The following is a 24,951-nucleotide window of genomic DNA, read 5'->3' on the forward strand; positions in this document are numbered from 1 at the left end:
TCTAAATTGGTTGTGGTTGGCCCCAAAAAAAGTTTGGCAAATCCCGGTGCGGCCCTGTAGCTTTTGCTGCGACTGCATTCTCCACCTGCCCAGCCGGGGAGGCCAGACAAAGATGCTTAAAAACAGGGCGGCCCTGCCACGGCTCGACTACCTGCTGACCTTCGAGGCGGCGGCGGAGCTGGAAAGCTTTGCCGCGGCCGCGAAAGAGCTTCACGTCAGCGAAACGGCGGTCAGCCGAAAGATCCGCCTGCTGGAGCATCATTTCAACTGTGCGCTCTTCGTCCGGGGGCACCGTTCGGTGCGCCTCACCGATCACGGGCGCAAGCTTCTGAATGGAATCGTGCCGGCGCTGAAGACGCTGGAACGCGCCTCCGAGAACATGCTGAGCGAGCGCCAGCGCAGTACCGTGCGGATGGCCGCGACCAACTCGGTCTCGTCGCTGTGGCTCATGCCCCGGCTGCACAATTTCCACCAGTCGAATGCCAATATCACCATCAGCCTCGTGTCCTCGGATATCGACAGCGAGTGCCTGGCCGAGCATTTCGACCTGACGATCCTGCGCGGCGACGGCGACTGGCCCGGCTACACCGCCGACAGGCTGTTCGGCGAGACGGTCTTCCCGGTCTGCGCGCCCGGTTACCTGCTCTGCGAGCCGCGGGTCGAGAAGGTCGAGCAACTGCCGGCGCAATCGCTGATCGAGGTGACGAACAACCACACCGAATGGCTGAACTGGAAGACGTGGCTGGGCCATCACGGCATCGACCCGGCCAGTGTGCGGCTGTCGACCTTCGTGAACACCTACCCGCTGGCGATACAGGCGGCGATCGACGGGCTGGGCATCGCGCTGGGCTGGGGGCACCTGGTCGACCGGCATTTGCAGGCCGGCACGCTGGTTAAGCCGCTGGGCGACACGCATGTGCGCACGGAATCGGGCTATTACCTGCTGCGCCGGACCCGCGCGAAGCAGCACGCGGAAAGCGACGTCGTCGCCGAATGGCTGATGAGCGAAAGCGCCGCGCGCAAGCGCTACGCCAGCGGATAGGGCCTCAACTTCCCGCGCGGATCAGCTCGTCGACATGGGCCGCGCCGCTGCGCGACAGGCCGCCAAGGTCATACCCCCCTTCCAGGCAGGAGACGACGCGCCCCTCGCCATGCCGGGCGGCGATCTCGCACAGCTTGCGGGTGACCCATGCGAAATCATCCTCGTCCAGCATCAGGTTGGCCAGCGGATCGGCCTTGTGGGCATCGAACCCCGCCGAGATGATCAGGAGCTCCGGCTTAAACTCCTCCAGCGCCGGGAAGACCTGGGCCTCGTAGGCCTTGCGGAACCCGTCGCCGGCGGTCTGCGGGGCGAGGGGGACGTTGATGATGTTGTCATGCGCGCCGCGTTCCTCGGCCGCGCCAGAGCCGGGCCAGAGCGGCATCTGGTGGGACGAGACGAACAGCGTGCGCGCCTCGGACCACAGCAGGTCCTGCGTGCCGTTGCCGTGGTGCACGTCGAAATCGACGATGGCCACCCGCGACAGCCCGTGCCGGTCGAGCGCGTGCTTGGCGGCGATGGCCACGTTGCCGAAGATGCAGAAGCCCATCGGCGTCTCGGTTTCGGCGTGGTGCCCCGGCGGGCGGGTGGCGACGAAGGCGTTCGCGGCCTCGCCCGCCATCACCATGTCGACGGCCGCCATCGCGCCGCCCACCGCGCGCATCGCCGCCGCGAAGGAGCCGGGCGACATGTGCGTATCGGCGTCGAGCGCGACGATCCCCTCTTTCGGTTCCGCGGCGCGGATGCGGTCGATATAGGCCTGCGGATGGACAAGGCAGACATCGTCGTCGCTGGCCTCGGGCGCCTCGATCCGGGTCAGGGCCTTGCCCTCCAGCGCCGGCAACAGGTGCTCCAGCCGGGCGACGCGCTCGGGGTGGCCCGCGGGCGTCAGGTGGTGGCTACAATCGTCATGGGTCACGAGAAGGGTGGTCATCATGGTCTCCGGTTGCCGCGGATGCCGAGCCTACGCCAGATGCCGCCCATGTCCAGTGCAGACTTGCCGGGTGCGGCGCCGCATGTAACTCTTTGTCCATGGATGAGGAAATCAATTCCCTCGAGGATGCACAACAGATCGCCCTCGGCGTCTGGGACCAGGTTCACGTCTTCGCGCTGAACCTGCTCCGGCCGTGGAACGCCTACCAGGTGGCGATCATCGTCGGACTGGTGGTGGTGGCGCATATCCTGTCGCGCCTGTTCGGGCCGCGCCTGCATAACTGGATGCGCACGCGCGAGGGCTGGCCGAAATGGCGGATGCGCTTCCTGGTGCTGATCCACCGGCGGCTGCGGTTGATCTTCTTCGTGCTGTTGAGCTGGCCCGCCGTCTGGATCATGCGAGAGGTGACGTGGCCAAGCCGGTCGTACCTGATCTTCATCGTGGCCCAGCTTGCGCTGGCATGGCTGATCATCGCCATCGTCACCCGGCTGATCGCCAATGGCGTGATCCGCTCGGCGGTGCGTTACGTCGGCTGGACATGGGTGACGCTGAGCATTCTCGACCTGACCGACGAGGCGCAATCGCTGCTGGAAAGCGCGGCGATCGAATTCGGCGAGATGCGCCTGTCGCTCTGGGTGATCCTGCAGGCCATCGCCGTGATCATCCTGCTGATGTACGGCGCGCGGTTCATCTCTGGCACGACGTCGGCGCGGATCCGGTCGAACAAGGAAATCTCGCCCTCGATGCAGGTGCTGGCAATCAAGCTGCTGCAGGTGGTCCTGTACGGTGCGGCCTTCTTCATCGGGCTGAAGGCGGTGGGCGTCGACCTGACCGGGCTTGCGGTGCTGTCGGGGGCGATCGGCGTGGGCCTTGGCTTCGGCCTGCAGAAGGTGGTGTCGAACCTCGTCTCGGGGGTGATCCTGCTGCTGGACCGGTCGATCAAGCCGGGCGACGTGATCAGCCTTGGCGAAACCTTCGGCTGGATCAACAGCCTTGGCGCACGCTACGTCTCGATCACCACGCGGGACGGCAAGGAATACCTGATCCCGAACGAGGACCTGATCACCGGCCAGGTGGTGAACTGGTCGCATTCCAACGATTACGTGCGGCTGGACATCTATTTCGGCACCGCCTATGCCGACGACCCCCACGAGGTGCGGCGCATCGCCATCGAGGCCTCGCAGAAGGTCGAGCGGGTGCTGAGCTTCAAGAAGCCGGTCTGCCATATCGTGGGCTTCGGCGACAGCTCGGTCGACTATATCCTGCGGTTCTGGATCTCCGACCCGACCGGGGGGCTCACCAATATCCGGGGCAACGTCTACCTGGCGCTCTGGGACGCCTTTAAGGAGAACGGCATCTCCATCCCCTTCCCGCAGCGCGAGGTCAGGCTGCTGGGCAACGACCCCGAACCGCCGGGATCGGAGCTGCCCACCGCGCCCGAGGTCAGGGACTGAGTCGAAACACATGGCGCAAAAGCGCCACGCCGCGCGCGGGGCCCATCAGCATTCATTGAAATGTCACCTTGCGCTTGCTACCTTTAGCCTATGCCCGGCACCGGGGCTTTGGTCGGTGTGCAATGAAGGAGGACAATGTCCTGTCTTTTACGGCTGACGCGGCAATGGCCGCTGACCCTGCGGCGCAAGGCTTGCCCGCAATGAACGCAACGAGCGAAACGCAGCTTGAGCGTATCCTGACCTCACTTGACGACGACAAGGCCGAAGACATCGTGCAGATCGACCTGCGCGGGAAAACCGCGATCGGCGATTACATGGTGATCTGCTCCGGTCGGTCGAGCCGTCAGGTCTCGTCGATCTCGGAGAAACTGGCCGAGCGCCTGAAGACCGAGCTTGGCGTCGCCAGCAAGATCGAGGGCAAGGATACCGGAGACTGGGTGCTGATCGACACGGGCGACGTCATCGTCCATGTCTTCCGCCCGGAAGTGCGCGAGTTCTACCAGCTGGAAAAAATGTGGCTGCCGACCCACCAGGCCGCCGCCACACCAAGCTGAATGCGCGTTCATATCTGTGCCGTGGGCCGGCTGCGTTCCGGCCCTGAGCGCGATTTGCTCGATGATTACCTGACCCGGTTCGACCGGACGGGGCGGGCGCTGGGGCTTGGCCCCGCTGCCATGGCCGAGGTCGAGGACCGCAAGGGCGGCGGCATGGGCGCCGAGGCCGAGCTGCTTGACCGGGCGATCCCCAAGGGCGCGCTGACCGTGGCGCTGGACGAGCGCGGCAAACTCCTGTCATCCCCCGATTTCGCCGACCTCCTCGGCCGCTGGCGCGACGAGGGGCGGGGCGACGCGGCCTTCGTCATCGGCGGGGCGGACGGGATCGAGCCGGGGCTCCGGGACAAAGCCGATTTCAAGCTCTCCTTCGGCAAGATGGTCTGGCCCCACATGCTGGCCCGGGTGATGCTGGCCGAACAGCTTTACCGCGCCGCCTCGATCCTTGCCGGGGCGCCCTATCACCGGCAATGAGCCGCCGTGACTGCCCGAATGCGCGGCATATCCCCGCCTGTTAACGCAAACCGGTTTCCCCGGCCTTGCGACCGCGCTAGAAGGCGCGCAGGCAGGCAGGAGTGACCATGAGCGTACCCAAACCCGTTGTGCTGTGCATTCTCGATGGCTGGGGGCTGTCCGACCGGACCGAGGCCAACGCGCCGGTGCTGGCCGATACCCCGCATTTCGACCGGCTGATGGCGACCTGCCCGAATTCCACGCTGATCACCCACGGCCCCGACGTGGGCCTGCCCGAGGGGCAGATGGGCAATTCGGAAGTGGGACACATGAACATCGGCGCCGGCCGCGTGGTCGAGATGGACCTGCGCCGCATCGACCAGGCGATCGAGACCGGCGCCTTTGCCACCCTGCCCGGCGTCCTGCGCTTCGTCGAGAAGATGAAGGAGACGGGCGGCACCGCGCATATCCTCGGCGTGCTGTCGGATGGCGGGGTGCATTCGCATATCACCCACATGATCGCCGCCGCCAACGCCCTGACCGGCCACGGCATCCCCGTCGCCATCCACGCCTTCACCGACGGGCGCGACGTGGCGCCGGTCTCGGCCAAGTCCTATCTCGAGGCGCTGCGCCGGTCGCTGCCCGAAGGGGCCTATATCGCCACCGTTTCCGGCCGGTATTACGCCATGGACCGCGACAACCGGTGGGAGCGGGTGCAACTGGCCTACGAGGCGCTGGCACAGGGCAAGGGGTACACCGCCACCACCGCCGCCGAGGGCATCGCCAACGCCTATGACAAGGGCCGCACCGACGAGTTCATCAAGCCGCGCGTGCTGGGCGATTACGCGGGCATGGCCGATGGCGACGGCATCCTCTGCCTCAACTTCCGGGCCGACCGCGCGCGAGAGATCCTCGCCGCCTTCGCCGACCCCGATTTCGACAGTTTCGACACCGGCAAGCGCCCGCGCTTCGCCATCGTCAGCGGGTTTACCGAGTATTCGCGGCGCCACTCCACCTACATGGATTGCATCTTCCCCGACGAGCGTCCCGCCAACACGCTCAGCGAATGGGTCGCCAACAAGGGCAAGACACAGTTCCACGCCGCCGAGACCGAGAAATATCCCCATGTCACCTTCTTCCTGAACGGCGGCAAGGAAGCCCCCGAAGACGGCGAAGAGCGCTACATGGCCCCCTCCCCCAAGGTCGCGACCTATGATCTGCAGCCCGAGATGTCGGCGGCAGAGGTGACCGATCACTTCGTCGGCGCCATCGAGAAGGGCTTCGACCTGATCGTGGTGAACTACGCCAACCCCGACATGGTGGGCCATACCGGCGACCTGACGGCCGCCATCGCTGCCTGCGAGGCGGTCGACCAGGGGCTGGGCCGCGTGCTGGAAGCGCTTGACAAGGCCGGCGGCGCGATGATCGTGACGGCGGACCACGGCAATTGCGAAACCATGATCGACCCGAAGACCGGCAAGCCCCACACCGCCCACACGCTGAACCCGGTGCCCGTCATCCTGGCCGGCGGGCCCGAGGGTGCGACGTTGCGCTCCGGTCGGCTGGCCGACCTGGCGCCGACGGTGCTGGCGCTGATGGGGCTCGACAAACCCCGCGAAATGACCGGGGAGAGCCTGCTTTCATGAGGCTGGCGGCCGCGCTCATAGTCCTGTGCCTTGCCGGCGCGGCCACCGCGCAGGAAGCGGCCCAGCCCGCCGAGGCCGCCCGCGCCGCCGCCACGCGATTGGCCGAGGCCGGCGCCCTGCTCGACGAGGCCGATGGCGCCCGCAACCGTGTCCGCGCCCTGACCGAGGCGATCCGCGCCTACGAGGACGGGCTGGAAGCCATGCGCGAGGGCCTGCGCCGCGCCGCCATCCGCGAGGAAGTGCTGTCGCGCGACCTGCAGGCCCGCGAGGGCGAGATCGCTCAATTGCTGGGCGTTCTGCAGGGCATCGGCGCCTCGCCCACCCCGGTGCAGCTCGTCCACCCCTCGGGCCCCGTGGGCACCGCACGCTCGGGCATGATCCTGGCCGAGGTCGCCCCGGCGCTCAACGAGCGTGCCCGCAGCCTGCGCAAGGATCTGCAGGAGGTGACCGTGCTGCGCGCGTTGCAGCAAAGCGCCGCCGACAAGCTTCAGGACGGGCTGGAAGGCGCCCAGAGCGCCCGCGCCGCCCTCAGCCAGGCCATTGCCGACCGCACGGACCTGCCGAAACGCTTTACCGAGGACCCGGTGCAGACCGCCCTGCTGGTGGCTTCGACCGAAACGCTGGAAGGTTTCGCCAGCGGCCTCAGCCAGATCGCGGTGGACGAGGCCCCGGGAAGCCTGCCCGGCATCTCCGACCGCAAGGGCGAATTGCCTCTGCCGGTCAAGGGCACGATCCTGCGTCGCGCCGGAGAGGCCGACGCCGCCGGCATCACCCGCCCCGGCATCGTCATGGCCACCCGCCCGCGTGCATTGGTGACCACCCCGGCGCCCGCCACGGTGCGCTATCGCGGCTCACTTCTGGATTACGGCAATGTGATCATTCTCGAGCCGCAGGCGGGCATTTTACTTGTGATCGCGGGGCTTGATGTGGTCTATGGGAAAACAGGCGAAGTGCTGCCCGGCGGCAGCCCGGTCGGCCTTATGGGCGGGCCGGATACCGGCGCCGACGACCTTCTGACCCGGGAGGGCAACGGCGCCGGACAGACGGAAACGCTTTATGTAGAGGTCAGGCAGGACAACACGCCGGTCGATCCAGAGGCGTGGTTCAAGACAGACAGAGGATGACGAACCCATGAAGAAATTCCTTATGGCTGCAGTGGCCGGAACGCTGGCCAGCGTGGTCGTGACAACACAGGTCGCCGCGCCGCTTCTGGCGCAGGAAGCCGCCAAGACGACGAATGTCTACGAACAGCTCGACCTGTTCGGCGACATCTTCGAACGCATCCGCTCGCAATATGTCGAGGAAGTGGACGAGGGCGAGCTGATCGAGGCCGCGATCAACGGCATGCTGACCTCGCTCGACCCGCATTCCAGCTACCTCTCGCCCAACGACGCCGCCGACATGCGCGTGCAGACGCGCGGCGAATTCGGCGGCCTCGGCATCGAGGTGACGCAGGAAGAAGGCTTCGTGAAGGTCGTCTCGCCGATCGACGGCACCCCGGCCGACAGCGCGGGCGTCGAGGCGGGCGACTTCATCACCCATGTCGACGGCGAAAGCGTGCTGGGCCTGACCCTCGACGAGGCGGTCGACATGATGCGCGGGCCGGTCGGCTCGGAAATCGTGATCACCGTGGTGCGCGAGGGCGAGGCCGAGCCGTTCGACGTCTCGATCATCCGCGACACCATCAAGCTGACCGCCGTGCGCGCCCGGACCGAACGGAACTCGGTCGTCCTCCGCGTGACCACCTTCAACGACCAGACATTCAAGAACCTCGAAAGCGGCCTCAACGAACAGATCGAGGAAGCCGGCGGGATGGACAAGGTCACCGGCATCGTGCTCGACCTGCGCAACAACCCCGGCGGGCTGCTGACCCAGGCGATCAAGGTGGCCGACGCCTTCCTCGACGAGGGCGAGATCGTCAGCACCCGGGGCCGCAACCCCGAGGATGGCGAGCGCTTCAACGCGACCGAGGGCGACCTCGCCAACGGCCTGCCGATGGTGGTGCTGATCAATGGCGGCTCGGCCAGCGCGTCGGAAATCGTCGCCGGTGCCCTCAAGGATCACCGCCGCGCCATCGTGGTCGGCACCAAGAGCTTCGGCAAGGGCTCGGTCCAGACGGTGATGCCGCTGCGGGGCGATGGCGCGATGCGCCTGACCACCGCGCGCTACTACACCCCGTCAGGCCGCTCGATCCAGGCGCTGGGCGTGTCGCCCGACATCGTCGTGGCCCAGCCCCGCACCACCCCCGCGAGCGAGGAAGAGGACGAGGCGGAAGACACCACCCGCCCCCGCTCGCGCTCCGAGGCGGACCTGCGCGGCCGGCTGGACAATGACAGCCTGTCCGAGGACGAAATCCGCCAGATCGAGGAAGAGCAGGAGCGCGCCGAAGAGGCCGCCAAGCTGCGCGACGAGGATTACCAGTTGGCCTATGCCATCGACATCCTCAAGGGGCTGACGGCGCTGAACGGCGCGAACTGAGCCCGCCTCACAGACACCGGAAAGGCCGCGGCATTGCCCGCGGCCTTTTCGTTTTGGCGGGCGCCGGCACCCGCTCGGCCGGAAGCAGGCCGGTCATCACATGCAGATCAGGTAGCCCGGGCACCTGCCGCGCCACCCTCTCGGCATGGATGGGCGCATCGCCGGGGCCTGCGGCATCGTTGTCCCGCTCATGCCTCCGGCCAGACCAGCGAGCGGTGCACCTGCGCCCCGGCCATCGCGCCATCGCCCACCGCCAGCGAGACGGAATGCGGCATGGAGGCCACGTCGCCACAGGCATAAATGCCGGGCACCGAGGTCTGCTTGGCAGCATCGGTGCGAAGGATCACCCCCATCGGCGTGTCCTCCAGCGCGCAGCCGGCCCGTTCCGCCAGCGGGCTGGCGGGCGAGACGGTCGGCGCGGCGAAGAGCCCCGCAAAGGCAAGCCGGCGGCCATCGGCAAGGCAAATGTCGGCGGTGCCTTCGATCCTCTCGATGACCGCCTCCTCGACCGTCACCCCGCGCGTCTCCAGCGCCTCGCGTAGGTCGGCCTCAAGCTCGACAGCGCCATTGGGAAAAAAGGTGACACTTCCCCATTCCGTCAGCAATTCCGCCTGATGCACCGACATCGGCCCGCTGCCGATCACGCCGATCCGGCCCCGGTCAAGCTCGTAGCCGTGGCAATAGGGACAATGAAACACCGACCGGCCCCAGCGTTCCTCGATCCCCTCGATCTCCGGCAATGCGTCCCGCACCCCGGCGGCCATCAGGATCCGGCGCCCGGTGAGGGGCGCCCCGTCGTTCAGCCCGACCACGAAGGCATCCCGCGGCCCGTCGAGCGATATCGCCTCCCCCTCGATCCATGTCAGGTCGGGATAGCGCTCCAACTGGGCCCGCGACTGCGCGGCAATCTGGTCGGGCGGCACGCCGTCCTGCGACAGGAACCCATGGGCATGGCTGGCAAACCGGTTCCGACGCAGCCCGGCATCGATCACGGCCACCGACCGCCGGGCGCGCAGCAACTGAAGCGCCGCTGCCATACCGGCATAGCCGCCGCCAATGATAACAACATCATGCACCATTCTTCCAATCCTCGACCTGCTGCCGCCGGGCGGCGAAGCGTGTTGCGAAATCCTTGGCGAGATCGGCCAGCGTGATCTCTCCCATGCGCCGAAGAAGCAGCGCCTCGGCCTCGGCCAGGGTCTGGTCCAGCGCGGCATTCACCGACTGCTCGACAAGGCAGTCGGGCGTATCGTTGCGGTGGCCGATGGCGAAGAAACCCGGTTCTTCCAGCGCGACATGCAGGTCGCGCAGGGTGATCGCCGACAGGTCCGCCGCGATCCGCCAGCCCCCGGCCTGCCCGCGGTCCGACGCCACGATCCCGGCCCGGCGCAGGAACCCCATGGTGCGCCTTACCACCACCGGGTTGGTCCCGAGGCAGCGCGAAAGCTGTTCCGAGGTCATCGGCGCGTCCCGCTCGGCCATGTGCAGGAGCGCGTGGAGGACCGAGGAAAGGCGGCTGTCCCGTTTCATGTAACTTCATATGTTACGATTCGCCCGGCACCGCAAGCCCCCACCCGATCCGCGGCAAGATACCGCCCGCGGCGACGCCCTTTCGGGCTTCCGAAAGCCGGCCGGGTTTGCTAGGCAGTCCCCACCTCCCATTCACGACACTCCAGATCGGGGCACCCCTGCCATGACAGAAGCCAAGCGCATCGTCCTCTCCAGCGACCACGCCGCCATCGACCTTCGCAAGGCGATCGCCGCGCACATCACCGCCGCCGGGTGGGAGGCCGTGGATATCGGGCCGATGACGCCCGAAAGCACCCACTACCCCAAGCACGGACAGGCGGCGGCGGACAAGGTTGCCTCGGGCGATTGCGCGCTGGGCATCATCCTCTGCGGCACCGGGCAGGGCATCATGATGGCCGCCAACAAGGTGAAGGGCATCCGCTGCGGCGTCTGCTCCGACACGTTCTCGGCCCGGATGATCCGCCAGCACAACGATGCCAACATCCTGTCGCTCGGGGCGCGGGTTGTGGGCGAAGGGCTGGCGCTCGACATCGTCGACGCGTTCCTCGAAGCCGAGTTCGAGGGCGGCCGCCACGCCACGCGGGTCGACATGATCGAGGGCTAAGCCCTCAGCCGTAGCGCGCCACGAAATTCCGCAGGATCATCTCCGGCGCGAACACCTCAGCCGCGCGGCACATGGCGATCAGGTCATCCGCCGTCTCGGGCGGGAAATACCCCTTGTTGCGGTAGATGCGGATGCGGGTTTCGAACCCGTCCGCATCGGCCTCGGGGTGGAACTGCGTGGCATAGACATGCGCGCCGTGGCGGACCATCTGGAAGGGGCAGGCCTCCGACCGCACGAGGTGCACACAGCCCTGCGGCAGCGCCTGCAAGGCCTCCTTGTGGCCGACGAAGGCGTCGAACGCCGTCGGCACGCCATCGAGCAGCGGGTCGTCCTTGCCCTCGGCCGTCACCTCGCAGGCCGAGGTGCCCACCGCCTCGCCATGCGCCCGCTTGCTGACATCGCCGGCCAGGTGCTTGCCGAGAATGCCGATCCCGTAGCAGCAGCCGAGAAAGGGAAAATCGCGCGCCGTGATCTCGGGCATCAGCGACAGAACCTGCCGTTCGATCCGCGCCTCGGCCTCGGTCTTCTCCTCTGGCGCGTCGCTGACACAGCCGGGACCGCCGCCCACGATCACCCCGGAAAACGCGTCAAGCCGCAGATCGCCGGGCAGATCCTCGCGGTCCAGCCGCACCCGCCGCGCCTGCCCCTCCTCCAGCCCGCCCTTGCGCAGGATCGCCGCGAACTCGTCGTCGGAGGCCTCCTGTTCGGGGCGCAGTTGCAGGATAAGAAAGGGCTTGGGCATGGTGGAACGATCCCGCTGGAAACCTCCCTCTGACTGGCCGCTTTCCCGCCCCCCGTCAAGGCGGCGCGCTTGACCCTGCCGGGCAAAGGACTACCCTGCGCCCGATTTGACCCAAGCGGGAGGACACGCCATGACCCAACGCCTGCACCTCGTTTTCGGCGGCGAGCTGGAAGACCCCTCGCGCAATGTCTTCAAGAATGTCGACGACCTGCATATCGTCGGCATCTTCCCCGATTACGAGAGCGCCTACAACGCGTGGAAATCCGAGGCGCACCGCACCGTCGACAACGCGCATATGCGCTACTACATCGCCCACCTGCACCGCCTGCGCGACGAGGAAACCCCGGCCTCGTCGACCGAGGAACTGGGCTGACCGGCCGTGGACGGGCGCAAACCGGCAACAGACACCCCCACCCCGCCGGGCGCGGGCAAGGTCTCCGCCCCGGCCTCGCGGCCCGAGGGCGAGGTCGTCTGGTGCCATGCCACCACCCGCACCCATTCCGACGTGGCGCTGCACCTCGCCGACCGGCTGGCCCATGCCCGGCCCGACATCCACGTGCTGCTGACAGGCGCACCCGACATCCTTCCCGACGAGCCCGGCAGCGTCTACGTCCATCCCATCCCGGCCGACAGCTCGGGCCCGGCGCAGGCCTTCGTGAACCACTGGCGCCCCGATATCTGCGTCTGGACGGCCGGCGACCTGAGACCGGCGATCCTGGCCGCCGCGCACCGGACGGGCATTCCGCTCTACCTCGTCGATGCGGACGAATCGCGGCTGACACAGCCGGGCTGGCGCCTGTTGCCCAATTCCAGCCGGGGCGCGTTGCGGCGGTTCTCGTTCATCATGGCCCGCTCGCCGGGCACCGAGACTTTCCTCCGCCGCCGTGTCGGGCTGCGCGATGCCACCATCCGCGTGACGGGCGCGCTGCGCGAGGAATCGAAGCCGCTTCCGTATAACGAAAGCGACCACGAAGAGCTGACGGGCCTCCTGCGCGGGCGGCCGATCTGGCTGGCGGCCCGGCTGCATGTCGACGAACTGGCCACCGTGCTCGAGGCGAACGAGGCGGTCATCGGCATGTCGCACCGCGTGCTTCTGGTGATCGCCCCCGCCGAGCCGGAAAACAGCGCCCCGTATCACGCAGCGCTGAAGGCCAGCGGGATGCGGTATATCACGTGGTCCGACGGCGCCCTGCCCGACGAAACGACGCAGGTGATCCTCGCCGACACGCGGGGCGAGCTGGGGCTGTGGTACCGGATCTCGCCGATTTGCTTCATGGGCTCGTCGCTCATCGCCGGCGCCCATGGCAGCGATCCGAACGAGCCGGCGGCGCATGGCTCGGCCATCCTCTACGGGCCCAATATCCGCACCTACCTCGCCGCCTATTCCCGCTTTGCCGAGGCCGGCGCGGCCCGCATCGTGCGCGACGCGCATACGCTCGCCGAGGCGGTACAGCGGATCATCCCGCCCGACCAGTCGGCGGCCATGGCCCACGCGGCATGGGACGTGGCCACCCAGAGCGCGGCGGTGATGGATCAGCTTGTCGACGCCATCCTCCTCGCCCTAGACGAACGCACGGTGGCCTGATGCGCGCGCCCGCCTTCTGGGACAGGCCGCCCGTGGCGCCGGGCCTTGCGGCGCGGCTGCTGTCGCCCCTCGGCGCGCTCTACGCGCGGGCCACGGCGCGGCGGCTGGCCGGAGCCGAGGGTATCCGGCCCGGCGTGCCGGTGATCTGCGTCGGCAACCTGAACGCCGGGGGCACCGGCAAGACTCCGACCGTCATCGCGCTGGTACAGCGGCTGCAGGCCAAGGGGCTGAAGCCCATCGTCGTCTCGCGCGGCTATGGCGGCACGCTGACCGGCCCGGTCGAGGTTGACCCGAAACGTCACGGCTATGCCGAGGTCGGCGACGAACCGCTCCTGATCGCCGCCTTCACCCCCGTCTGGATCGGCCGCGACCGGGCGGCAGCGGCGCGGGCGGCGGCACAGGCCGGGGCCGACGTGATCGTGATGGATGACGGGTTCCAGAACCCCTCGGTGGCCAAGGACCTCTCGCTCGTGGTGGTCGACGCCGCCCGTGGCTTCGGCAACGGGCTCTGCATACCGGCGGGCCCCCTGCGCGAACCGGTGGCAACCGGCCTCTCCCGCGCCGACCTGCTGCTCAGCATCGGGCCCGCAGACGCACAGGCGGCCTTCCGCGAAACATGGGGCCCCTCCCTCACCGTTCCTGCCCTGACCGGCCACCTCGCCCCGCTGCAGACCGGCATGGACTGGTCCGGCACCCGCTTCCTCGCCTTCGCCGGCATCGGCCACCCCGAGAAGTTCTTCGCCACCCTCCGCGCGCAGGGCGCCGAACTGTCCCGCGCCGAGGCGCTGGAGGATCACCAGCCGCTGACACAGGCCCTGATGACCCGGCTCGAGGCCGAGGCCAAGCTGCTGAACGCCCAGCTCGTCACGACAGAGAAAGACGCCGTCCGCCTGCCCCAGTCGTTCCGTCAGAAGGTCCTGACCCTGCCGGTAAGGCTGGAGGTGGAAGATTGGTCGGCTTTTGATACAGCGTTGAACATGCTGCCGTAGGGTGGGTGAAACCCACCGCTCTCTTCCCAAAGGTGGGTTGGCACCCACCCTACTTCACGTTGCCCGCCACCGTCGCGTAGGGTGGGTGAAACCCACCATCGCCCCGAATCTCACCCGTCCTCGCCAAGCTTCGGCGAAGGCCGCTCCAGCGCCAGCTCCGCATCCGAGAACCGGAACGGCCCCCGCACGCCCGGCACGCCGTCAAGCTCCACCCGCATCCCGCGCGCTTTCACCTGCGGATCCTCGAACACCTCCGACAGGTCATTGATCGGCCCGGCGGGAATGCCCTCGGCCTCGCAGGCGGCCAGCAGGTCGGCCTTGGAAAACGTCACCGTCCGCGCCGTCAGCGCCGCGATCAGCGCCTCGCGATTCGCCACCCGGTCGGCATTGCGCAGGTAGTCCGGCGCTTCCGCCAGGTCGTCGCAGCCCAGCACCCGGCACAGCCGCTGGTACTGCGCATCGTTGCCGGTGGCGATGATAATATAGCCGTCTGCGCAATCGAACACCTGGTAGGGCGCGAGGTTGGGGTGATAGTTCCCCGTCCGCCCCGGCGGCGTGCCGGTGGCGAGGTAGTTCATCGCCTGGTTCGCCGTCGCCGCCACCGCACAGTCGAGCAGCGCCATGTCGATATGCTGGCCCTTTCCCGTCCGCTCGCGCTGGTGCAGCGCGGCCAGGATACCGGCCACGGAATAAAGCCCGGTGAACAGGTCTGTCACCGCCACGCCCGCGCGCTGGGGCTGGCCGTCGGGGTCGCCGGTGATCGACATGAAACCGGACATGCCCTGGATGATGTAGTCATACCCGGCCCGGTGCGCATAAGGTCCATCCTGCCCGAACCCGGTGATCGAGCAATAGATCAGCCCCGAGTTCAGCTCCGACAGGCTGGCATAATCCAGCCCGTACTTGGCCAGACCACCCACCTTGAAATTCTCGATCAGGATATCGGCCTCCGCCACCAGCTCCCGCACCCGGGCCTGGCCCTCTTCGGTGCGGAAATCGACGGCAACACTGGCCTTGCCCCGGTTGCAGGAATGGAAATAGGCGGCCGTCCGGTCCTCGCCCCGCTCGATGAAGGGCGGGCCCCACGCGCGGGTATCGTCGCCCGCGGGGCTTTCCACCTTGATCACCTCGGCGCCCAGGTCGGCGAGCGTCTGCCCGGCCCACGGCCCGGCAAGGATCCGGGCCAGTTCGACGACCTTCAGCCCGGCCAGCGGTGCTGCCTTCATTCGCCGAGCGCCTCGTCCAGTACCTCTTTCAGCTCGTCATAGGACATGTTCGAATGCTGCTCGCCGTTGATCATCAGCGTCGGGGTCGAGCTGATGTCGTCTTCCTCGGCATTCTCCTGGTACCAGGCGACCAGCGTCTTGGCCTTCTGGTTGTCGGTCAGGCAGGCCTCGAGCTGGTCATCCTCCAGACCGGCCACCTTGCCGATCTTGCGCAGCCGGTCGGCGATGGCGACCGGGTCCTGACCGTTGCCGATCCAGTCACGCTGCTGCTTGTAGAGCATGTCGGCGATGCCGAAGAACCGTTCCTCCCCGCCGCAGCGCGCGACCATCCCGGCCCACAGGCCGTAGCGGTCGAAATAGACATCGCGGTAGATGAAGTTGATCTTGTCGGTGTCGATGTAATCCGCCTTCAGCTGCTTGAACTGGTTCTGGTGGAAATTGGCACAATGCGGGCAGGTGAACGACGCGTATTCGATCATCGTGACGTCGGCGTCGGGGTTGCCCAGCGACATCTCGACGATGGTGGAGGTGTCGATCTCTTCCTCGGCCCCCTCGTCGGTGGCGGCGCCGTCTTCGGCCTCGGCGGCCTCTTCGGTCGCGGCCCCGTCTTCCGTTTCGGCCGCCTCTTCCGTCTCGGCGCCGTCGGTCGCTTCGGCATCGGTCTGCTGCGCGTTGACGGCGGCAAAGGGCAGGTCGCTCTGCGCCGGGGTCGGCTGCGAGTTCAGCCACCACGCCAGGCCGGCAACAAGGGCAAGGGCCACGGCCCCGGGGATGATCATGCGGTTCATCGCGGAATTCCTTCGGTCAGGGTTTGCGTCTGGATAGAACGTTCCGGCCCAGGGCTTCAAGGGCCTGCCTCAGCCCCTCGTCATGGACCGTTGCGGCGATCTCGGCGGCGTGCCGGCCGGCCTCGGGGTCGGGCGCGGCCGGCGGGGCCTGTTTGGGCCGTGTCTCGAACGCGACCTGCCCCTCGGCAAAGCCGGTGGGGGCGGTCTGGGTGATGCGGATGCGGGCGATGGCGTTATAGCCATAGGCCGCGTTCACCCGCTCGCGCAGGGTTTCCTTCTGCATTTCCAGCATCGGGGCCTGCGCGCCGGTGGTCAGCACCGACAGGGTTGCGCCGAAGCCCTGCCGGCCATAACTGACCTCGACGGGGCGGGCGATGGCAGCGATCTCGTCGCCGACGATCTCGGCCCAATGGGTCAGCACGCGGCTCACGGCAAAGCCCCGCGTCTCGGACGCCTTGCGGATTTGCGGCCCCAGCAGGGTCGCACCGCGCTTGAAACCGAATGTTGTGCCCTTGTGGGCGGGCATGGCTGACCTCCCGGCGCTTCTGCCCTAACTTAGGCCAAGTGGCGGGCGATGACAGCCCCCGAGATGAGGGAGAGGCATAACAGATGCGTGACGGGCAGGTTCAGGAACTCCTCGACTGGTACGACCGGCATGCCCGCGACCTGCCATGGCGCGTGGGGCCTTCGGCGCGGGCGGCGGGCGTGCGGCCCGATCCCTACCGCGTGTGGCTGTCCGAGGTGATGCTGCAACAGACCACCGTCGCCGCCGTGAAGGCCTATTTCGAACGTTTCACCACGCTCTGGCCCACGGTGACAGACCTCGCCCGCGCCGAGGATGGCGTGGTGATGGGCGAATGGGCGGGGCTTGGCTATTACGCCCGCGCTCGCAACCTTTTGAAATGCGCCCGTGTCGTCGCGGAGGAGCATGACGGCCGCTTCCCCGATACGCGCGAGGGGCTGCTGGCCCTTCCAGGAATCGGCCCTTATACCGCCGCCGCGATCTCGGCCATCGCCTACGACGCGCCGGAGGTGGTGGTCGATGGCAATGTCGAGCGGGTGATGGCCCGGCTTTTCGACATCCGCACCCCCCTGCCCGCCGCCAAGCCCGAGATGACGGCGGCCGCCGCCCGGATGACCCCGAATGAGCGCCCCGGCTGCTACGCCCAGGCCGTCATGGACCTCGGCGCCACCATCTGCACGCCGCGCTCCCCCGCCTGCGGCATCTGCCCCTGGCGCGAGCCTTGCCTCGCCCGCAGGGCCGGCGTGCAAGCCGACCTACCCGTAAAGGCGCCGAAAAAGACCAAGCCCACCCGCTTCGGCTATGCCTATGTCGCCCGCCGCACCGATGGCGCATGGCTGCTGGAACGCCGGCCCGACAGCGGGCTTCTGGGCGGGATGCTGGGCTGGCCCGGCAGCGATTGGAACGAAGACCCACGGCCCGCCCCGCCGGTCGAGGCCAACTGGCACCGCCTCCCCGAGGAAGCCCGCCACACCTTCACCCATTTCCACCTGCGCCTGAAGATCGACGTGGCGCTCGTCCCAACTGAGACCCAACCGGCGCGCGGCAGCTTTCTACTGCCGAGGGATTTCAGCCCCGCCTCGTTACCCACCGTCATGCGAAAGGTTTTTGACTTGGCTCATGGAAGCTTCGAAAATGCCCGCTAGACTGACCGCGGGGCAAGAACCGAGGAGCCACGCCATGATCCCTGCCAGACAGGCCATCAACCTGCACAATGCCATCCCATTCTGGATGTCGCTGCTGCTCGTGCCCGTTGCCATTCTCGGCGCCACCGTCGGCGGCTGGACGGTGATCCTCCTGCCCATCGTGACGTGGTATTTCTTCTCGATCCTCGATGCCATCCTCGGCCTCAACCTCGACAATGCCGACCCCGAGACGGGCGAGGACGACCTGACATGGTACAAGGCCATCACGCTGGTCTGGCCGCCGGTGCAGTTCGCCCTGCTCTTCGGGCTGATCTGGTACGTCACCGGCCCGGGCGATGCCCATCTCTCGGCGCTGGAAACCATCGTGCTGTTCTTCGGCGTGGGGGTCATCACCGGCACCGTGGGCATCAACTACTCCCACGAACTCATGCACCAGAAGGACCGCGGCGAACGCTTCCTCGGCGACGTGCTGCTGTCGATGGTGCTCTACTCCCATTTCCGCTCCGAACACCTGCAGGTGCATCACCGCCATGTCGGCACCCCGCGCGACCCGGTGACGGCGCGCTACAACGAGGGGTTTCACCGCTTCTTCCCGCGCGTGCTGATCGGTTCGCTGAAATCCGCCTTCAAGGCCGAAAAGGCCATGCTTGCCCGCAAGGGCCTGCCCTGGACGGACCTCTCCAACCCGTTCTTCCGCTACTGGGCCCTGCAGGGCTTCATGCTGCTCCTCGCCATCCTGATCGGCGGCTGGGCCGGGCTTTTCCTGTTCCTCTGGCAGGCCTTCGTCGCGGTCTGGCAACTCGAACTCGTCAACTATGTCGAGCATTACGGCCTCACCCGCAAGCACCTGGGCGAGGGCAAGTACGAACACGTCAAACCCCAGCATAGCTGGAACGCGGCGCACAAGGCCTCGAACTGGCTGCTGATCAACCTCCAGCGCCATTCCGACCACCACTACAAGCCCGACCGACGCTTTCCGCTCCTTCAGAACTACGGCGTCGACGAGGCGCCGCAACTGCCCTACGGCTACCCGATCATGACCATGGCGGCGATGGTGCCCCCGGTCTGGCGCCGGGTGATGAACCCCCGCGTGCGCCAGTGGCGGCAGATGTACTACCCCGAGATCACCGACTGGCTGCCCTACAACAAGGCAAAGAACCCCTTGCCGCGCGGCGCCTGACACGACGCGCCGCCTGCGCGTCTTCCGGCCGGAGTACCCCGGGGGAGTCGTTGAAATCCTTATGGATTCCAACGCTAGGCGCAGCGCGCCCTCCCGCGGGTCAGGTCACTGAACCCGCGTCCAGGTCTGCCCCCGGCAGAACACCGCGACACACCCCTCGACGGTCAGGGTGTTCCCGTTCAGAGACATCTTCGAATTGTAGGTCTTGCCCCGGTCCGGCGCCCAGATCTTGCCGTTGCCGTACTGCCCGCCGCCTTCGGCCTGCATGTCCCACAGCATCCGCTTGTTGAGATGCTCGTAGCTGTCGTTCGACTGGCCCTGCGCGTCGAACGCCTTGCGGATCGCGCCACAGATCGCCTCACCACAGCCGTAGACACTTACATGCAGGTAGCCGCCGCTGTCGCCCGGCTCGGTCTTCCACGTGCCTTCCACCGGATCGGCGAACGCCGCGCCCGCGCTCAGGCCCAGCGCCGCAATGGTCATTGCTAGTCGTTTCATAGGTTCTCCTCCCTTTAAAACATGGCCGCAGCTTGGCGAGGGTTCCCGCAACCGATCAAGTCTGACGTCGGGTCGCGTTGCATTTTTCGCAGCGTCATGCCAAAGCCCCGTTCGGCAGCAGAAGGAGCCCGTGCCGATGATCCTCTACCCCGCGATCGACCTCAAGGACGGCCAGGCCGTCCGCCTGCTCAAGGGCGAGATGGACAAGGCCACCGTCTTCAACGACGACCCGGCCAGCCAGGCGGCGCAATTCGTCGAGGCGGGCTGCGAATGGCTGCACCTCGTCGACCTGAACGGCGCCTTCGCGGGCGAGCCGGTAAACGCCGCCGCCGTCGAGGCGATCCTAGAGCGTGTCTCCGTCCCCACCCAGCTTGGCGGCGGCATCCGCGACATGGCCACAATCGAACGCTGGCTCGAAAAGGGCCTCAAGCGCGTCATCCTCGGCACCGTGGCAGTGGAAAACCCCGCGCTGGTGCGCGAGGCCGCCTCCGCCTTCCCCGGGCAGGTGGCCGTCGGCATCGACGCCCGCAACGGCCTCGTCGCCACCCGCGGCTGGGCCGAGAAAACCGACGTACAGGTCACCGACCTCGCGCAATCCTTCGAAGACGCCGGCGTCGCCGCGATCATCTACACCGACATCAACCGCGACGGCGCCATGCAGGGCCCCAACATCGAGGCCACGGCGGCGCTGGCCAACGCCGTCTCGATCCCCGTCATCGCCTCCGGCGGCGTCTCCAGCCTCGACGACCTGCTGGCACTCCGCGATTGCGGCGCGCCGCTCAACGGCGCCATCTCCGGCCGCGCCCTCTACGACGGCGCGCTCGACCTGAAGGAAGCGCTCGCCGCCCTCAAGCCGTAACACCCGCCCCGGCCCCCGAGCCGGGGCCTCGTGCCCAACTTCAAGCCTTCGCCAACTCCTCTGCCCGAACCTCGGTGTAATGGTCGAACTCGGCGGTGAACCACGCCGTCCCCCGCGCCGCACTCGCCAGCGTATGCGTCAGCTCGTCCAGCGCCGTCATCGGTAGCATGGCGCGGAACACGTCCCACCCGGCGGCGGTCGGGTGGCCCTCGAACCCCATCACCTGTCCCTTCATCCCCGAGATCGTCGGCACCAGCCCCCCGGCATAAACCGACGGCACATGGATCAGCACCTGCGCGATCGGCTCCAGCACCGTCGCCCCGCTCTCCGCCATCGCCTCCTTCATCGCGTTCTTCCCGGCGGTGCGGAAGGCAAAGTCGGAACTGTCGACCGAATGGTGCTTGCCGTCCTTAAGCGTCACGCTCACGTCGACCACCGGAAAGCCGTTCGGCCCCTCGGTCAGGGCATCCCGCACCCCGGCCTCGACCGCCGGGATATAGTTGCGCGGCACGGCGCCCCCTTTCACCACCTCGTCAAAGGCAACGCCCGTCCCACGCGCCAACGGCATCACGTCGATCACCACGTCGGCGAACTGTCCCGCCCCGCCCGACTGCTTGCGATGCCGGTGATGGCAGGTGACCGGCTTGCGGATCGTCTCGCGATAGGCGGGCGGCACGTGATGCTCCGTCACCTCGATCCCGAACCCGTCGGCAAGCTTCGACGCCAACCGCCGGAAATGCTGCGGCCCCTGCCCGCACAACACGGCATGACCCGACTGCGCATCCTGCTCGACCCGTATCCCGGTATCGATCTCCGACAACCGCTCCAGCGCCGATGACAGCCTTGCCTCGTCCCGCTCATGCGCCGGCTCGATCAGCCGCCGGTACCCCGGCTCATGCGCCTGTGCCCATTCCGGCAGCGGATGAGCCGACCCGGCCTCGTACACCTCGCCGGCCTTCAAATGGTCCGACTTCATCGTCAGCCCCACATCCCCCGGCGCCAACTCCGGCAGGGGCGACTTCGCATCGAGCCCGGTGATGCTCCCCACCGCCTTGCCGCCCAGCGGCTTGCCATTGCCCACGCCATCGCCCAGCGCCCTTACCATCACCGTCTTGCCAAGATGCTTCACGTGATCGGCCAGCAGCCCCACGGCCACCGATGTCGCCCCTTCAGACAACCGCTCGCGGGCCACCTCGACCCCCGGCGCCTCGTGCCTCAAGGACTTCATCAGCCGCAGCATCCCGTTGCGATGCTCGGCCGAGCCCATCAGCGCGGGCACGAGGTCATGATGCTGCAACACGCTCGTCGCGGTGTGATAGACATCCTCGGTCAGCGGCTGCCTGTCCTCGATCAGCTGCTCCATCAGCCCGTCATCGAAATCCGCCAGCGCCTCCAGCAGGTGCTCCCGAGCCTCCTGCTCGCGGCTCGCCACGCTGTCGGGGATCTCGACCAGCGCCGACGGCTCCCCCTCCCGGTACTGCCAGGCCCGCTCCGATATCAGGTCCACCGCACCGACGATCTGCCCATCCTCGCGAATAGGCACCTGCCGCAATGCAATCCCGTGCCGGCAATACACCTGCAACGAAGCGATCACCTCGCTCATCCGGCCCGCCGCCGCATCCACCCGGTTCACAAAAAGAAAGCAGGGAACCCCTGCTTCTTCGATCACCCGGAAATAGGGGGCCGCCAGCACCGCGGCCTCGGGATCGGCCCCGACGCAGAGCACCGCCGCATCGCTCCCCGCCAGCGCGGGCCCCGCCGTCGACAGGTTTTCCGCACCACCGGCAATATCCACCGCCGTCCAGTCGTCGCCCATGAAACCGAACTGGCTCACCTTCGCCACGCCGGGAATATCCAGCACCTGAGCGCGCTGCTCCTCCAGCCCGATCAGCCCCTCCACCAATGTCGATTTACCGGATTGCGATGGTCCGAGAACCGTAAAGACCCGCATGATGTTCCTCCCTGTTTCAAGCCAGCGTTCCGCTGCCCGAACACAGGAGGGGCGACCATCGCCACCGCGACCCTGTCTTGCCTGCAATCTGCCCTTCCCGCCGGTCACGGCCTGACCTTGCGGCCGGCGCCTGTTTCGGCAGTCTCGGTCCTGTCACTGTCGGTCATCGCGGCGGCACCCGTCAAGAAAACTGTGCGGCGCCCGCCGTGCCGGTCAAAGCCCGCCCACATCCTCGGGCGCGATCGCCACCGTCTTGATGACCGCATGACAGGCCGCGCCAACCTCCAGGCCCAGCGCCTGCGCCGAGCGCCGCGTCACCCGCGCCAGAACGGTTCCGGCGGGCGTCTCCAGCGACACCAGCGTGCCCGGCCCGTCCCCCGGCCGAATCGCCGAGACCGTCCCCGGCAGCAGGTTCAGCGCCGACAGCCCCACCGGTTTCTCCCGCGCCAATATCACGTCATGCGCCGCCACGCGCACCCGCACCTCGCGCCCGACCTCCTGCGCCACCATTGGCAGGAACAGCGCCGCGCCGCCCGCCTCCAACTCGGTCAGCCCGTCGTCGTGGTGCCGCGCCACCCTGGCCACCAGCAGCGCCCCGGCGCCCCGCACCCCCGTCGGCATCACCTCCGGATCGCTCAGCACCTCGCCCGCCGGCCCCTGCCGGACGACCTTGCCGTCCTGCAGCACCACCACCGTGGTTGCCAGCCTTGCCACCTCCGCCGCAGAATGGCTGACATAGAGGATCGGCACCGACACCTCGTCCCGCAGCCGCTCGAAATACGGCAGGATCTCCGCCTTCCGCCCCTCGTCCAGCGCCGCCAGCGGCTCGTCCGCCAGCAACAAGCGCGGCCCCGCCAGCAACGCCCGCCCGATTGCCACCCGCTGCTTCTCACCGCCCGAGAGGCCACCCGGCCGCCGCGACAGCAAATGCCCGATCCCCAGCATGTCGATCACGTGATCCATGCTCTCGGTCGCGCCATTCCCGGCGAACCACCGCCCATAGGACAGGTTCTGCTTCACCGTCATATGCGGGAAGAGCCGCCCCTCCTGGAAGATATACCCCAGCCTGCGCCGGTGCGGCGGCAGCCACCGGCCCGCGTCCGTATCGACCAGCACCGCGCCGTCCACCGCCACGCGCCCACGGTCGGGCTTCAACAACCCCGCCACGGCATTGATGACCGAGGTCTTCCCCGACCCCGACCGACCGAACAGCACCGTCACCCCCGGCGGCGCGTCGAAGGACACGTCCAGCCGGAACCCGCCCAGCGTATGCCCGATATCCACCGCCAGCGTCATCCGCCCGCCACCCTTGAGGCCGCCCGCCTCGCCACGACCTCGGACAGCAGCAATGCCCCCATCGCGATCACCACCGACACGATCACCAGCCGCATCGCCGGCCCCTCGCCGCCGGGCACCTGCAAAAACGCATAGACCGCCGAGGGCAGCGTCTGCGTCTGCCCCGGAATGTTGGAAACGAACGTGATCGTCGCCCCGAACTCTCCCATCGCCTTGGCGAAGGCCAATATGGCCCCGGCCAAGACCCCCGGCAAAATCAGCGGCAAGGTCACCGTCACGAACACCCACGCCCGTGACGCCCCCAAAGTCGCCGCCGCCTCCTCGAGCTTCGGGTCCACCGACTCGATCGACAGCCGTATCGCCCGCACCATCAGCGGAAACGCCATCACCCCGGCCGCCAGCGCCGCCCCGGTCCAGCGGAAGGCAAAGACGATTCCCACCTTTTCCAGCAAGCCCCCCACCGGCCCCGTCGTCCCGAAGGTCAGCAACAGCAGGTACCCCGTCACCACCGGCGGCAATATCAGCGGCAGGTGCACCAGCCCGTTCACCACCTGCTTGCCCGGAAACCGCCACCTCGCCAGCGCATAGGCGGTGAAGATGCCAATCGGCAGCGCCACCAGCGTCGCCCAGAACGACACCCGAAGCGACAGCGCCACCGCCTGCCACTCCTCGGGGCCAAGCCATCCCATGCCGGCTAGTCCGCCAGCACGGTGAACCCGTGCCGCTCGAACACCTCGCGCGCCGCCCCGCTTTGCAGATAGCCCAGGAATTCCGCCACCATCGGCCCCACCCGGCCGCTCATCGCCGCCGCCGGGTAGACGATGGGCGGGTGGCTGTCCTCGGGGAACACGCCCAGCACGCTCACGCCCTCCTCGGCGGCCGCATCGGTGGCATAGACCACGCCCATCGGCGCCTCGCCGATCGCCACCAGCTTCAGCGCGGCGCGCACGTTGTCGGCCTGCACCACGCGGGGCTCGACCGCCTGCCACTGCCCGAGGCTCTCCAGCGCTGCCTTGCCGTAAATCCCCGCCGGCACCGCATCCACCAGCGCCATCGCCAGCCGCCCCTCGCCCAGCATCGCGCCAAGGTCCATCCGCGGCCCGATCTCCACCGGGTCAGCCGCACCATGCGCAATCAAAACGATCCGGTTGCCCAGCAGGTCGATCCGCGTGCCGTCCTCGACCGTCCCGGCCTCCTCCAGCCGGTCCATCCAGCCGGGATTGGCCGAGATGAACACATCCGCCGGCGCCCCCAGCTCGATCTGCCGCGCCAGCGCCGACGACCCGGCATAGGACACCGTCACCTCGTGCCCGGCCGCCGCCTCGAACCCGTCGGCCACCTCGTCCATCGCGTTCTTCAGGCTCGCCGCCGCGAAGACCGTGATCTCATCCGCCGCCACCGGCCCCGCCAGCAGGGCCGCCAGCGCAATGGCCACGTACCGTTTCATCAATCCCATCATGCCGACGGAGTATTGACACCA

The 24,951-nt window shown here is 67.7% G+C and carries 26 protein-coding genes; 14 read left to right on the forward strand and 12 right to left on the reverse strand.

Annotated features, from left to right (window positions below; all coding sequences use genetic code 11):
* Positions 1–112 precede the first annotated feature (112 nt).
* The gene (locus QUV18_RS22345) at positions 113–1,042 is read left to right on the forward strand and encodes a LysR substrate-binding domain-containing protein (protein ID WP_300896378.1); all 930 of its coding nucleotides are present in this window, start codon (positions 113–115) and stop codon (positions 1,040–1,042) included.
* A 4-nt stretch (positions 1,043–1,046) separates the two neighbouring features.
* Here the strand turns inward: QUV18_RS22345 and QUV18_RS22350 are convergent, their stop codons facing one another.
* On the reverse strand, positions 1,047–1,973 hold the full coding sequence (locus QUV18_RS22350; RefSeq protein WP_300896379.1) for a histone deacetylase family protein: 927 nt from the start codon (positions 1,971–1,973) through the stop codon (positions 1,047–1,049).
* Positions 1,974–2,071: 98 nt separating this feature from the next.
* Between QUV18_RS22350 and QUV18_RS22355 the strand changes: the two genes are divergently transcribed.
* The 6 genes from QUV18_RS22355 (at position 2,072) to QUV18_RS22380 (ending at position 8,555) form a co-directional block, all read left to right on the forward strand.
* Positions 2,072–3,427, forward strand: coding sequence for a mechanosensitive ion channel domain-containing protein (locus QUV18_RS22355; RefSeq protein ID WP_300896380.1), 1,356 nt, complete (start codon positions 2,072–2,074; stop codon positions 3,425–3,427).
* A 200-nt stretch (positions 3,428–3,627) separates the two neighbouring features.
* Complete coding sequence (rsfS, locus tag QUV18_RS22360; RefSeq protein ID WP_366914697.1) at positions 3,628–3,981, forward strand: ribosome silencing factor; 354 nt, start codon at positions 3,628–3,630, stop codon at positions 3,979–3,981.
* Positions 3,982–4,452 (forward strand): 23S rRNA (pseudouridine(1915)-N(3))-methyltransferase RlmH, encoded by a 471-nt coding sequence (gene rlmH, locus QUV18_RS22365; RefSeq protein WP_300896382.1) that lies wholly within the window; start codon positions 3,982–3,984, stop codon positions 4,450–4,452.
* A gap of 107 nt (positions 4,453–4,559) precedes the next feature.
* A complete protein-coding gene (gene gpmI / locus QUV18_RS22370) occupies positions 4,560–6,077 on the forward strand; it encodes a 2,3-bisphosphoglycerate-independent phosphoglycerate mutase (protein ID WP_300896383.1) in 1,518 nt (505 codons plus the stop codon).
* Complete coding sequence (locus QUV18_RS22375; protein WP_300896384.1) at positions 6,074–7,201, forward strand: peptidoglycan DD-metalloendopeptidase family protein; 1,128 nt, start codon at positions 6,074–6,076, stop codon at positions 7,199–7,201. The genes gpmI and QUV18_RS22375 overlap by 4 nt, the downstream gene beginning before the upstream one ends.
* Positions 7,202–7,208: 7 nt before the next feature.
* Positions 7,209–8,555, forward strand: a complete 1,347-nt coding sequence (locus tag QUV18_RS22380) for a S41 family peptidase (protein WP_300896385.1) — start codon at positions 7,209–7,211, stop codon at positions 8,553–8,555.
* Between the two features lie 188 nt (positions 8,556–8,743).
* Here QUV18_RS22380 and QUV18_RS22385 read toward each other — a convergent pair whose 3' ends face one another.
* Positions 8,744–9,634, reverse strand: a complete 891-nt coding sequence (locus QUV18_RS22385) for an NAD(P)/FAD-dependent oxidoreductase (RefSeq protein ID WP_300896386.1) — start codon at positions 9,632–9,634, stop codon at positions 8,744–8,746.
* A complete protein-coding gene (locus QUV18_RS22390) occupies positions 9,624–10,085 on the reverse strand; it encodes an Rrf2 family transcriptional regulator (RefSeq protein WP_300896387.1) in 462 nt (153 codons plus the stop codon). The genes QUV18_RS22385 and QUV18_RS22390 overlap by 11 nt, the downstream gene beginning before the upstream one ends.
* Before the next feature lie 163 nt (positions 10,086–10,248).
* On the opposite strand from QUV18_RS22390, the gene rpiB reads away from it, so the two are divergent.
* Positions 10,249–10,689: a ribose 5-phosphate isomerase B gene (rpiB, locus tag QUV18_RS22395; RefSeq protein WP_300896388.1), complete on the forward strand. Its 441-nt coding sequence runs from the start codon at positions 10,249–10,251 to the stop codon at positions 10,687–10,689.
* A 4-nt stretch (positions 10,690–10,693) separates the two neighbouring features.
* Here the strand turns inward: rpiB and QUV18_RS22400 are convergent, their stop codons facing one another.
* Complete coding sequence (locus QUV18_RS22400; RefSeq protein WP_300896389.1) at positions 10,694–11,431, reverse strand: glutamine amidotransferase; 738 nt, start codon at positions 11,429–11,431, stop codon at positions 10,694–10,696.
* A 130-nt stretch (positions 11,432–11,561) separates the two neighbouring features.
* On the opposite strand from QUV18_RS22400, the gene QUV18_RS22405 reads away from it, so the two are divergent.
* Genes QUV18_RS22405 through lpxK form a run of 3 tightly spaced genes read left to right on the forward strand, consistent with a single transcriptional unit; the run spans position 11,562 to position 14,005 of the window.
* The gene (locus QUV18_RS22405; RefSeq protein ID WP_300896390.1) at positions 11,562–11,804 is read left to right on the forward strand and encodes a DUF4170 domain-containing protein; all 243 of its coding nucleotides are present in this window, start codon (positions 11,562–11,564) and stop codon (positions 11,802–11,804) included.
* 6 nt (positions 11,805–11,810) lie between these two features.
* Positions 11,811–13,016, forward strand: coding sequence for a glycosyltransferase N-terminal domain-containing protein (locus tag QUV18_RS22410; RefSeq protein ID WP_300896391.1), 1,206 nt, complete (start codon positions 11,811–11,813; stop codon positions 13,014–13,016).
* On the forward strand, positions 13,016–14,005 hold the full coding sequence (gene lpxK, locus QUV18_RS22415) for a tetraacyldisaccharide 4'-kinase (RefSeq protein ID WP_300896392.1): 990 nt from the start codon (positions 13,016–13,018) through the stop codon (positions 14,003–14,005). The genes QUV18_RS22410 and lpxK overlap by 1 nt, the downstream gene beginning before the upstream one ends.
* Before the next feature lie 110 nt (positions 14,006–14,115).
* On the opposite strand, the gene QUV18_RS22420 is transcribed toward lpxK, so the two are convergent.
* The 3 genes from QUV18_RS22420 to QUV18_RS22430 are packed head-to-tail and all read right to left on the reverse strand — an operon-like array spanning position 14,116 to position 16,545.
* A complete protein-coding gene (locus QUV18_RS22420) occupies positions 14,116–15,231 on the reverse strand; it encodes a CaiB/BaiF CoA-transferase family protein (RefSeq protein WP_300896393.1) in 1,116 nt (371 codons plus the stop codon).
* Positions 15,228–16,019: a DsbA family protein gene (locus tag QUV18_RS22425; protein ID WP_366914698.1), complete on the reverse strand. Its 792-nt coding sequence runs from the start codon at positions 16,017–16,019 to the stop codon at positions 15,228–15,230. Before QUV18_RS22425 ends, QUV18_RS22420 begins: the two co-directional genes overlap by 4 nt.
* A 16-nt stretch (positions 16,020–16,035) precedes the next feature.
* The gene (locus QUV18_RS22430) at positions 16,036–16,545 is read right to left on the reverse strand and encodes a DciA family protein (protein WP_300896394.1); all 510 of its coding nucleotides are present in this window, start codon (positions 16,543–16,545) and stop codon (positions 16,036–16,038) included.
* Positions 16,546–16,628: 83 nt separating this feature from the next.
* Between QUV18_RS22430 and mutY the strand changes: the two genes are divergently transcribed.
* Together mutY and QUV18_RS22440 are read left to right on the forward strand one after the other, a co-directional pair.
* Complete coding sequence (gene mutY, locus QUV18_RS22435; protein ID WP_300896395.1) at positions 16,629–17,687, forward strand: A/G-specific adenine glycosylase; 1,059 nt, start codon at positions 16,629–16,631, stop codon at positions 17,685–17,687.
* Positions 17,688–17,721: 34 nt separating this feature from the next.
* On the forward strand, positions 17,722–18,867 hold the full coding sequence (locus tag QUV18_RS22440; RefSeq protein WP_300896396.1) for an alkane 1-monooxygenase: 1,146 nt from the start codon (positions 17,722–17,724) through the stop codon (positions 18,865–18,867).
* A gap of 105 nt (positions 18,868–18,972) precedes the next feature.
* Here QUV18_RS22440 and QUV18_RS22445 read toward each other — a convergent pair whose 3' ends face one another.
* The gene (locus QUV18_RS22445) at positions 18,973–19,365 is read right to left on the reverse strand and encodes a DUF2147 domain-containing protein (RefSeq protein WP_300896397.1); all 393 of its coding nucleotides are present in this window, start codon (positions 19,363–19,365) and stop codon (positions 18,973–18,975) included.
* A gap of 136 nt (positions 19,366–19,501) precedes the next feature.
* On the opposite strand from QUV18_RS22445, the gene hisA reads away from it, so the two are divergent.
* Entirely contained in the window at positions 19,502–20,224 is a 723-nt protein-coding gene (gene hisA, locus QUV18_RS22450) for a 1-(5-phosphoribosyl)-5-[(5-phosphoribosylamino)methylideneamino]imidazole-4-carboxamide isomerase (RefSeq protein ID WP_300896398.1), read from the forward strand.
* Positions 20,225–20,264: 40 nt separating this feature from the next.
* On the opposite strand, the gene QUV18_RS22455 is transcribed toward hisA, so the two are convergent.
* The 4 genes from QUV18_RS22455 to modA all read right to left on the reverse strand — a co-directional run bounded on the left by QUV18_RS22455 (position 20,265) and on the right by modA (position 24,927).
* Positions 20,265–22,175, reverse strand: coding sequence for an elongation factor G (locus QUV18_RS22455; protein WP_300896399.1), 1,911 nt, complete (start codon positions 22,173–22,175; stop codon positions 20,265–20,267).
* Between the two features lie 213 nt (positions 22,176–22,388).
* Positions 22,389–23,471, reverse strand: a complete 1,083-nt coding sequence (modC, locus tag QUV18_RS22460) for a molybdenum ABC transporter ATP-binding protein (protein ID WP_300896400.1) — start codon at positions 23,469–23,471, stop codon at positions 22,389–22,391.
* Entirely contained in the window at positions 23,468–24,160 is a 693-nt protein-coding gene (modB, locus tag QUV18_RS22465) for a molybdate ABC transporter permease subunit (RefSeq protein WP_300896401.1), read from the reverse strand. Before modB ends, modC begins: the two co-directional genes overlap by 4 nt.
* 5 nt (positions 24,161–24,165) lie before the next feature.
* Complete coding sequence (gene modA, locus QUV18_RS22470; protein ID WP_300896475.1) at positions 24,166–24,927, reverse strand: molybdate ABC transporter substrate-binding protein; 762 nt, start codon at positions 24,925–24,927, stop codon at positions 24,166–24,168.
* Positions 24,928–24,951: the final 24 nt, after the last annotated feature.

This window comes from Roseovarius sp., assembly GCF_030373445.1.
Classification (GTDB): domain Bacteria; phylum Pseudomonadota; class Alphaproteobacteria; order Rhodobacterales; family Rhodobacteraceae; genus Roseovarius.

Excerpts from the sequence above, each read along its gene's own strand:
- lpxK (WP_300896392.1), top strand. The coding sequence starts at position 13,016 with ATGCGCGCGCCCGCCTTCTGGGACAGGCCGCCCGTGGCGCCGGGCCTT.
- QUV18_RS22350 (WP_300896379.1), bottom strand. The coding sequence starts at position 1,973 with ATGACCACCCTTCTCGTGACCCATGACGATTGTAGCCACCACCTGACG.
- QUV18_RS22405 (WP_300896390.1), top strand. The coding sequence starts at position 11,562 with ATGACCCAACGCCTGCACCTCGTTTTCGGCGGCGAGCTGGAAGACCCC.
- QUV18_RS22385 (WP_300896386.1), bottom strand. The coding sequence starts at position 9,634 with ATGGTGCATGATGTTGTTATCATTGGCGGCGGCTATGCCGGTATGGCA.
- QUV18_RS22355 (WP_300896380.1), top strand. The coding sequence starts at position 2,072 with ATGGATGAGGAAATCAATTCCCTCGAGGATGCACAACAGATCGCCCTC.
- QUV18_RS22430 (WP_300896394.1), bottom strand. The coding sequence starts at position 16,545 with ATGCCCGCCCACAAGGGCACAACATTCGGTTTCAAGCGCGGTGCGACC.
- modC (WP_300896400.1), bottom strand. The coding sequence starts at position 23,471 with ATGACGCTGGCGGTGGATATCGGGCATACGCTGGGCGGGTTCCGGCTG.
- QUV18_RS22420 (WP_300896393.1), bottom strand. The coding sequence starts at position 15,231 with ATGAAGGCAGCACCGCTGGCCGGGCTGAAGGTCGTCGAACTGGCCCGG.
- hisA (WP_300896398.1), top strand. The coding sequence starts at position 19,502 with ATGATCCTCTACCCCGCGATCGACCTCAAGGACGGCCAGGCCGTCCGC.
- QUV18_RS22445 (WP_300896397.1), bottom strand. The coding sequence starts at position 19,365 with ATGAAACGACTAGCAATGACCATTGCGGCGCTGGGCCTGAGCGCGGGC.
- mutY (WP_300896395.1), top strand. The coding sequence starts at position 16,629 with ATGCGTGACGGGCAGGTTCAGGAACTCCTCGACTGGTACGACCGGCAT.
- rlmH (WP_300896382.1), top strand. The coding sequence starts at position 3,982 with ATGCGCGTTCATATCTGTGCCGTGGGCCGGCTGCGTTCCGGCCCTGAG.
- modB (WP_300896401.1), bottom strand. The coding sequence starts at position 24,160 with ATGGGATGGCTTGGCCCCGAGGAGTGGCAGGCGGTGGCGCTGTCGCTT.
- QUV18_RS22400 (WP_300896389.1), bottom strand. The coding sequence starts at position 11,431 with ATGCCCAAGCCCTTTCTTATCCTGCAACTGCGCCCCGAACAGGAGGCC.
- QUV18_RS22440 (WP_300896396.1), top strand. The coding sequence starts at position 17,722 with ATGATCCCTGCCAGACAGGCCATCAACCTGCACAATGCCATCCCATTC.
- QUV18_RS22390 (WP_300896387.1), bottom strand. The coding sequence starts at position 10,085 with ATGAAACGGGACAGCCGCCTTTCCTCGGTCCTCCACGCGCTCCTGCAC.
- QUV18_RS22375 (WP_300896384.1), top strand. The coding sequence starts at position 6,074 with ATGAGGCTGGCGGCCGCGCTCATAGTCCTGTGCCTTGCCGGCGCGGCC.
- QUV18_RS22380 (WP_300896385.1), top strand. The coding sequence starts at position 7,209 with ATGAAGAAATTCCTTATGGCTGCAGTGGCCGGAACGCTGGCCAGCGTG.
- modA (WP_300896475.1), bottom strand. The coding sequence starts at position 24,927 with ATGGGATTGATGAAACGGTACGTGGCCATTGCGCTGGCGGCCCTGCTG.
- QUV18_RS22425 (WP_366914698.1), bottom strand. The coding sequence starts at position 16,019 with ATGAACCGCATGATCATCCCCGGGGCCGTGGCCCTTGCCCTTGTTGCC.
- gpmI (WP_300896383.1), top strand. The coding sequence starts at position 4,560 with ATGAGCGTACCCAAACCCGTTGTGCTGTGCATTCTCGATGGCTGGGGG.
- rpiB (WP_300896388.1), top strand. The coding sequence starts at position 10,249 with ATGACAGAAGCCAAGCGCATCGTCCTCTCCAGCGACCACGCCGCCATC.
- QUV18_RS22345 (WP_300896378.1), top strand. The coding sequence starts at position 113 with ATGCTTAAAAACAGGGCGGCCCTGCCACGGCTCGACTACCTGCTGACC.
- QUV18_RS22455 (WP_300896399.1), bottom strand. The coding sequence starts at position 22,175 with ATGCGGGTCTTTACGGTTCTCGGACCATCGCAATCCGGTAAATCGACA.
- rsfS (WP_366914697.1), top strand. The coding sequence starts at position 3,628 with ATGAACGCAACGAGCGAAACGCAGCTTGAGCGTATCCTGACCTCACTT.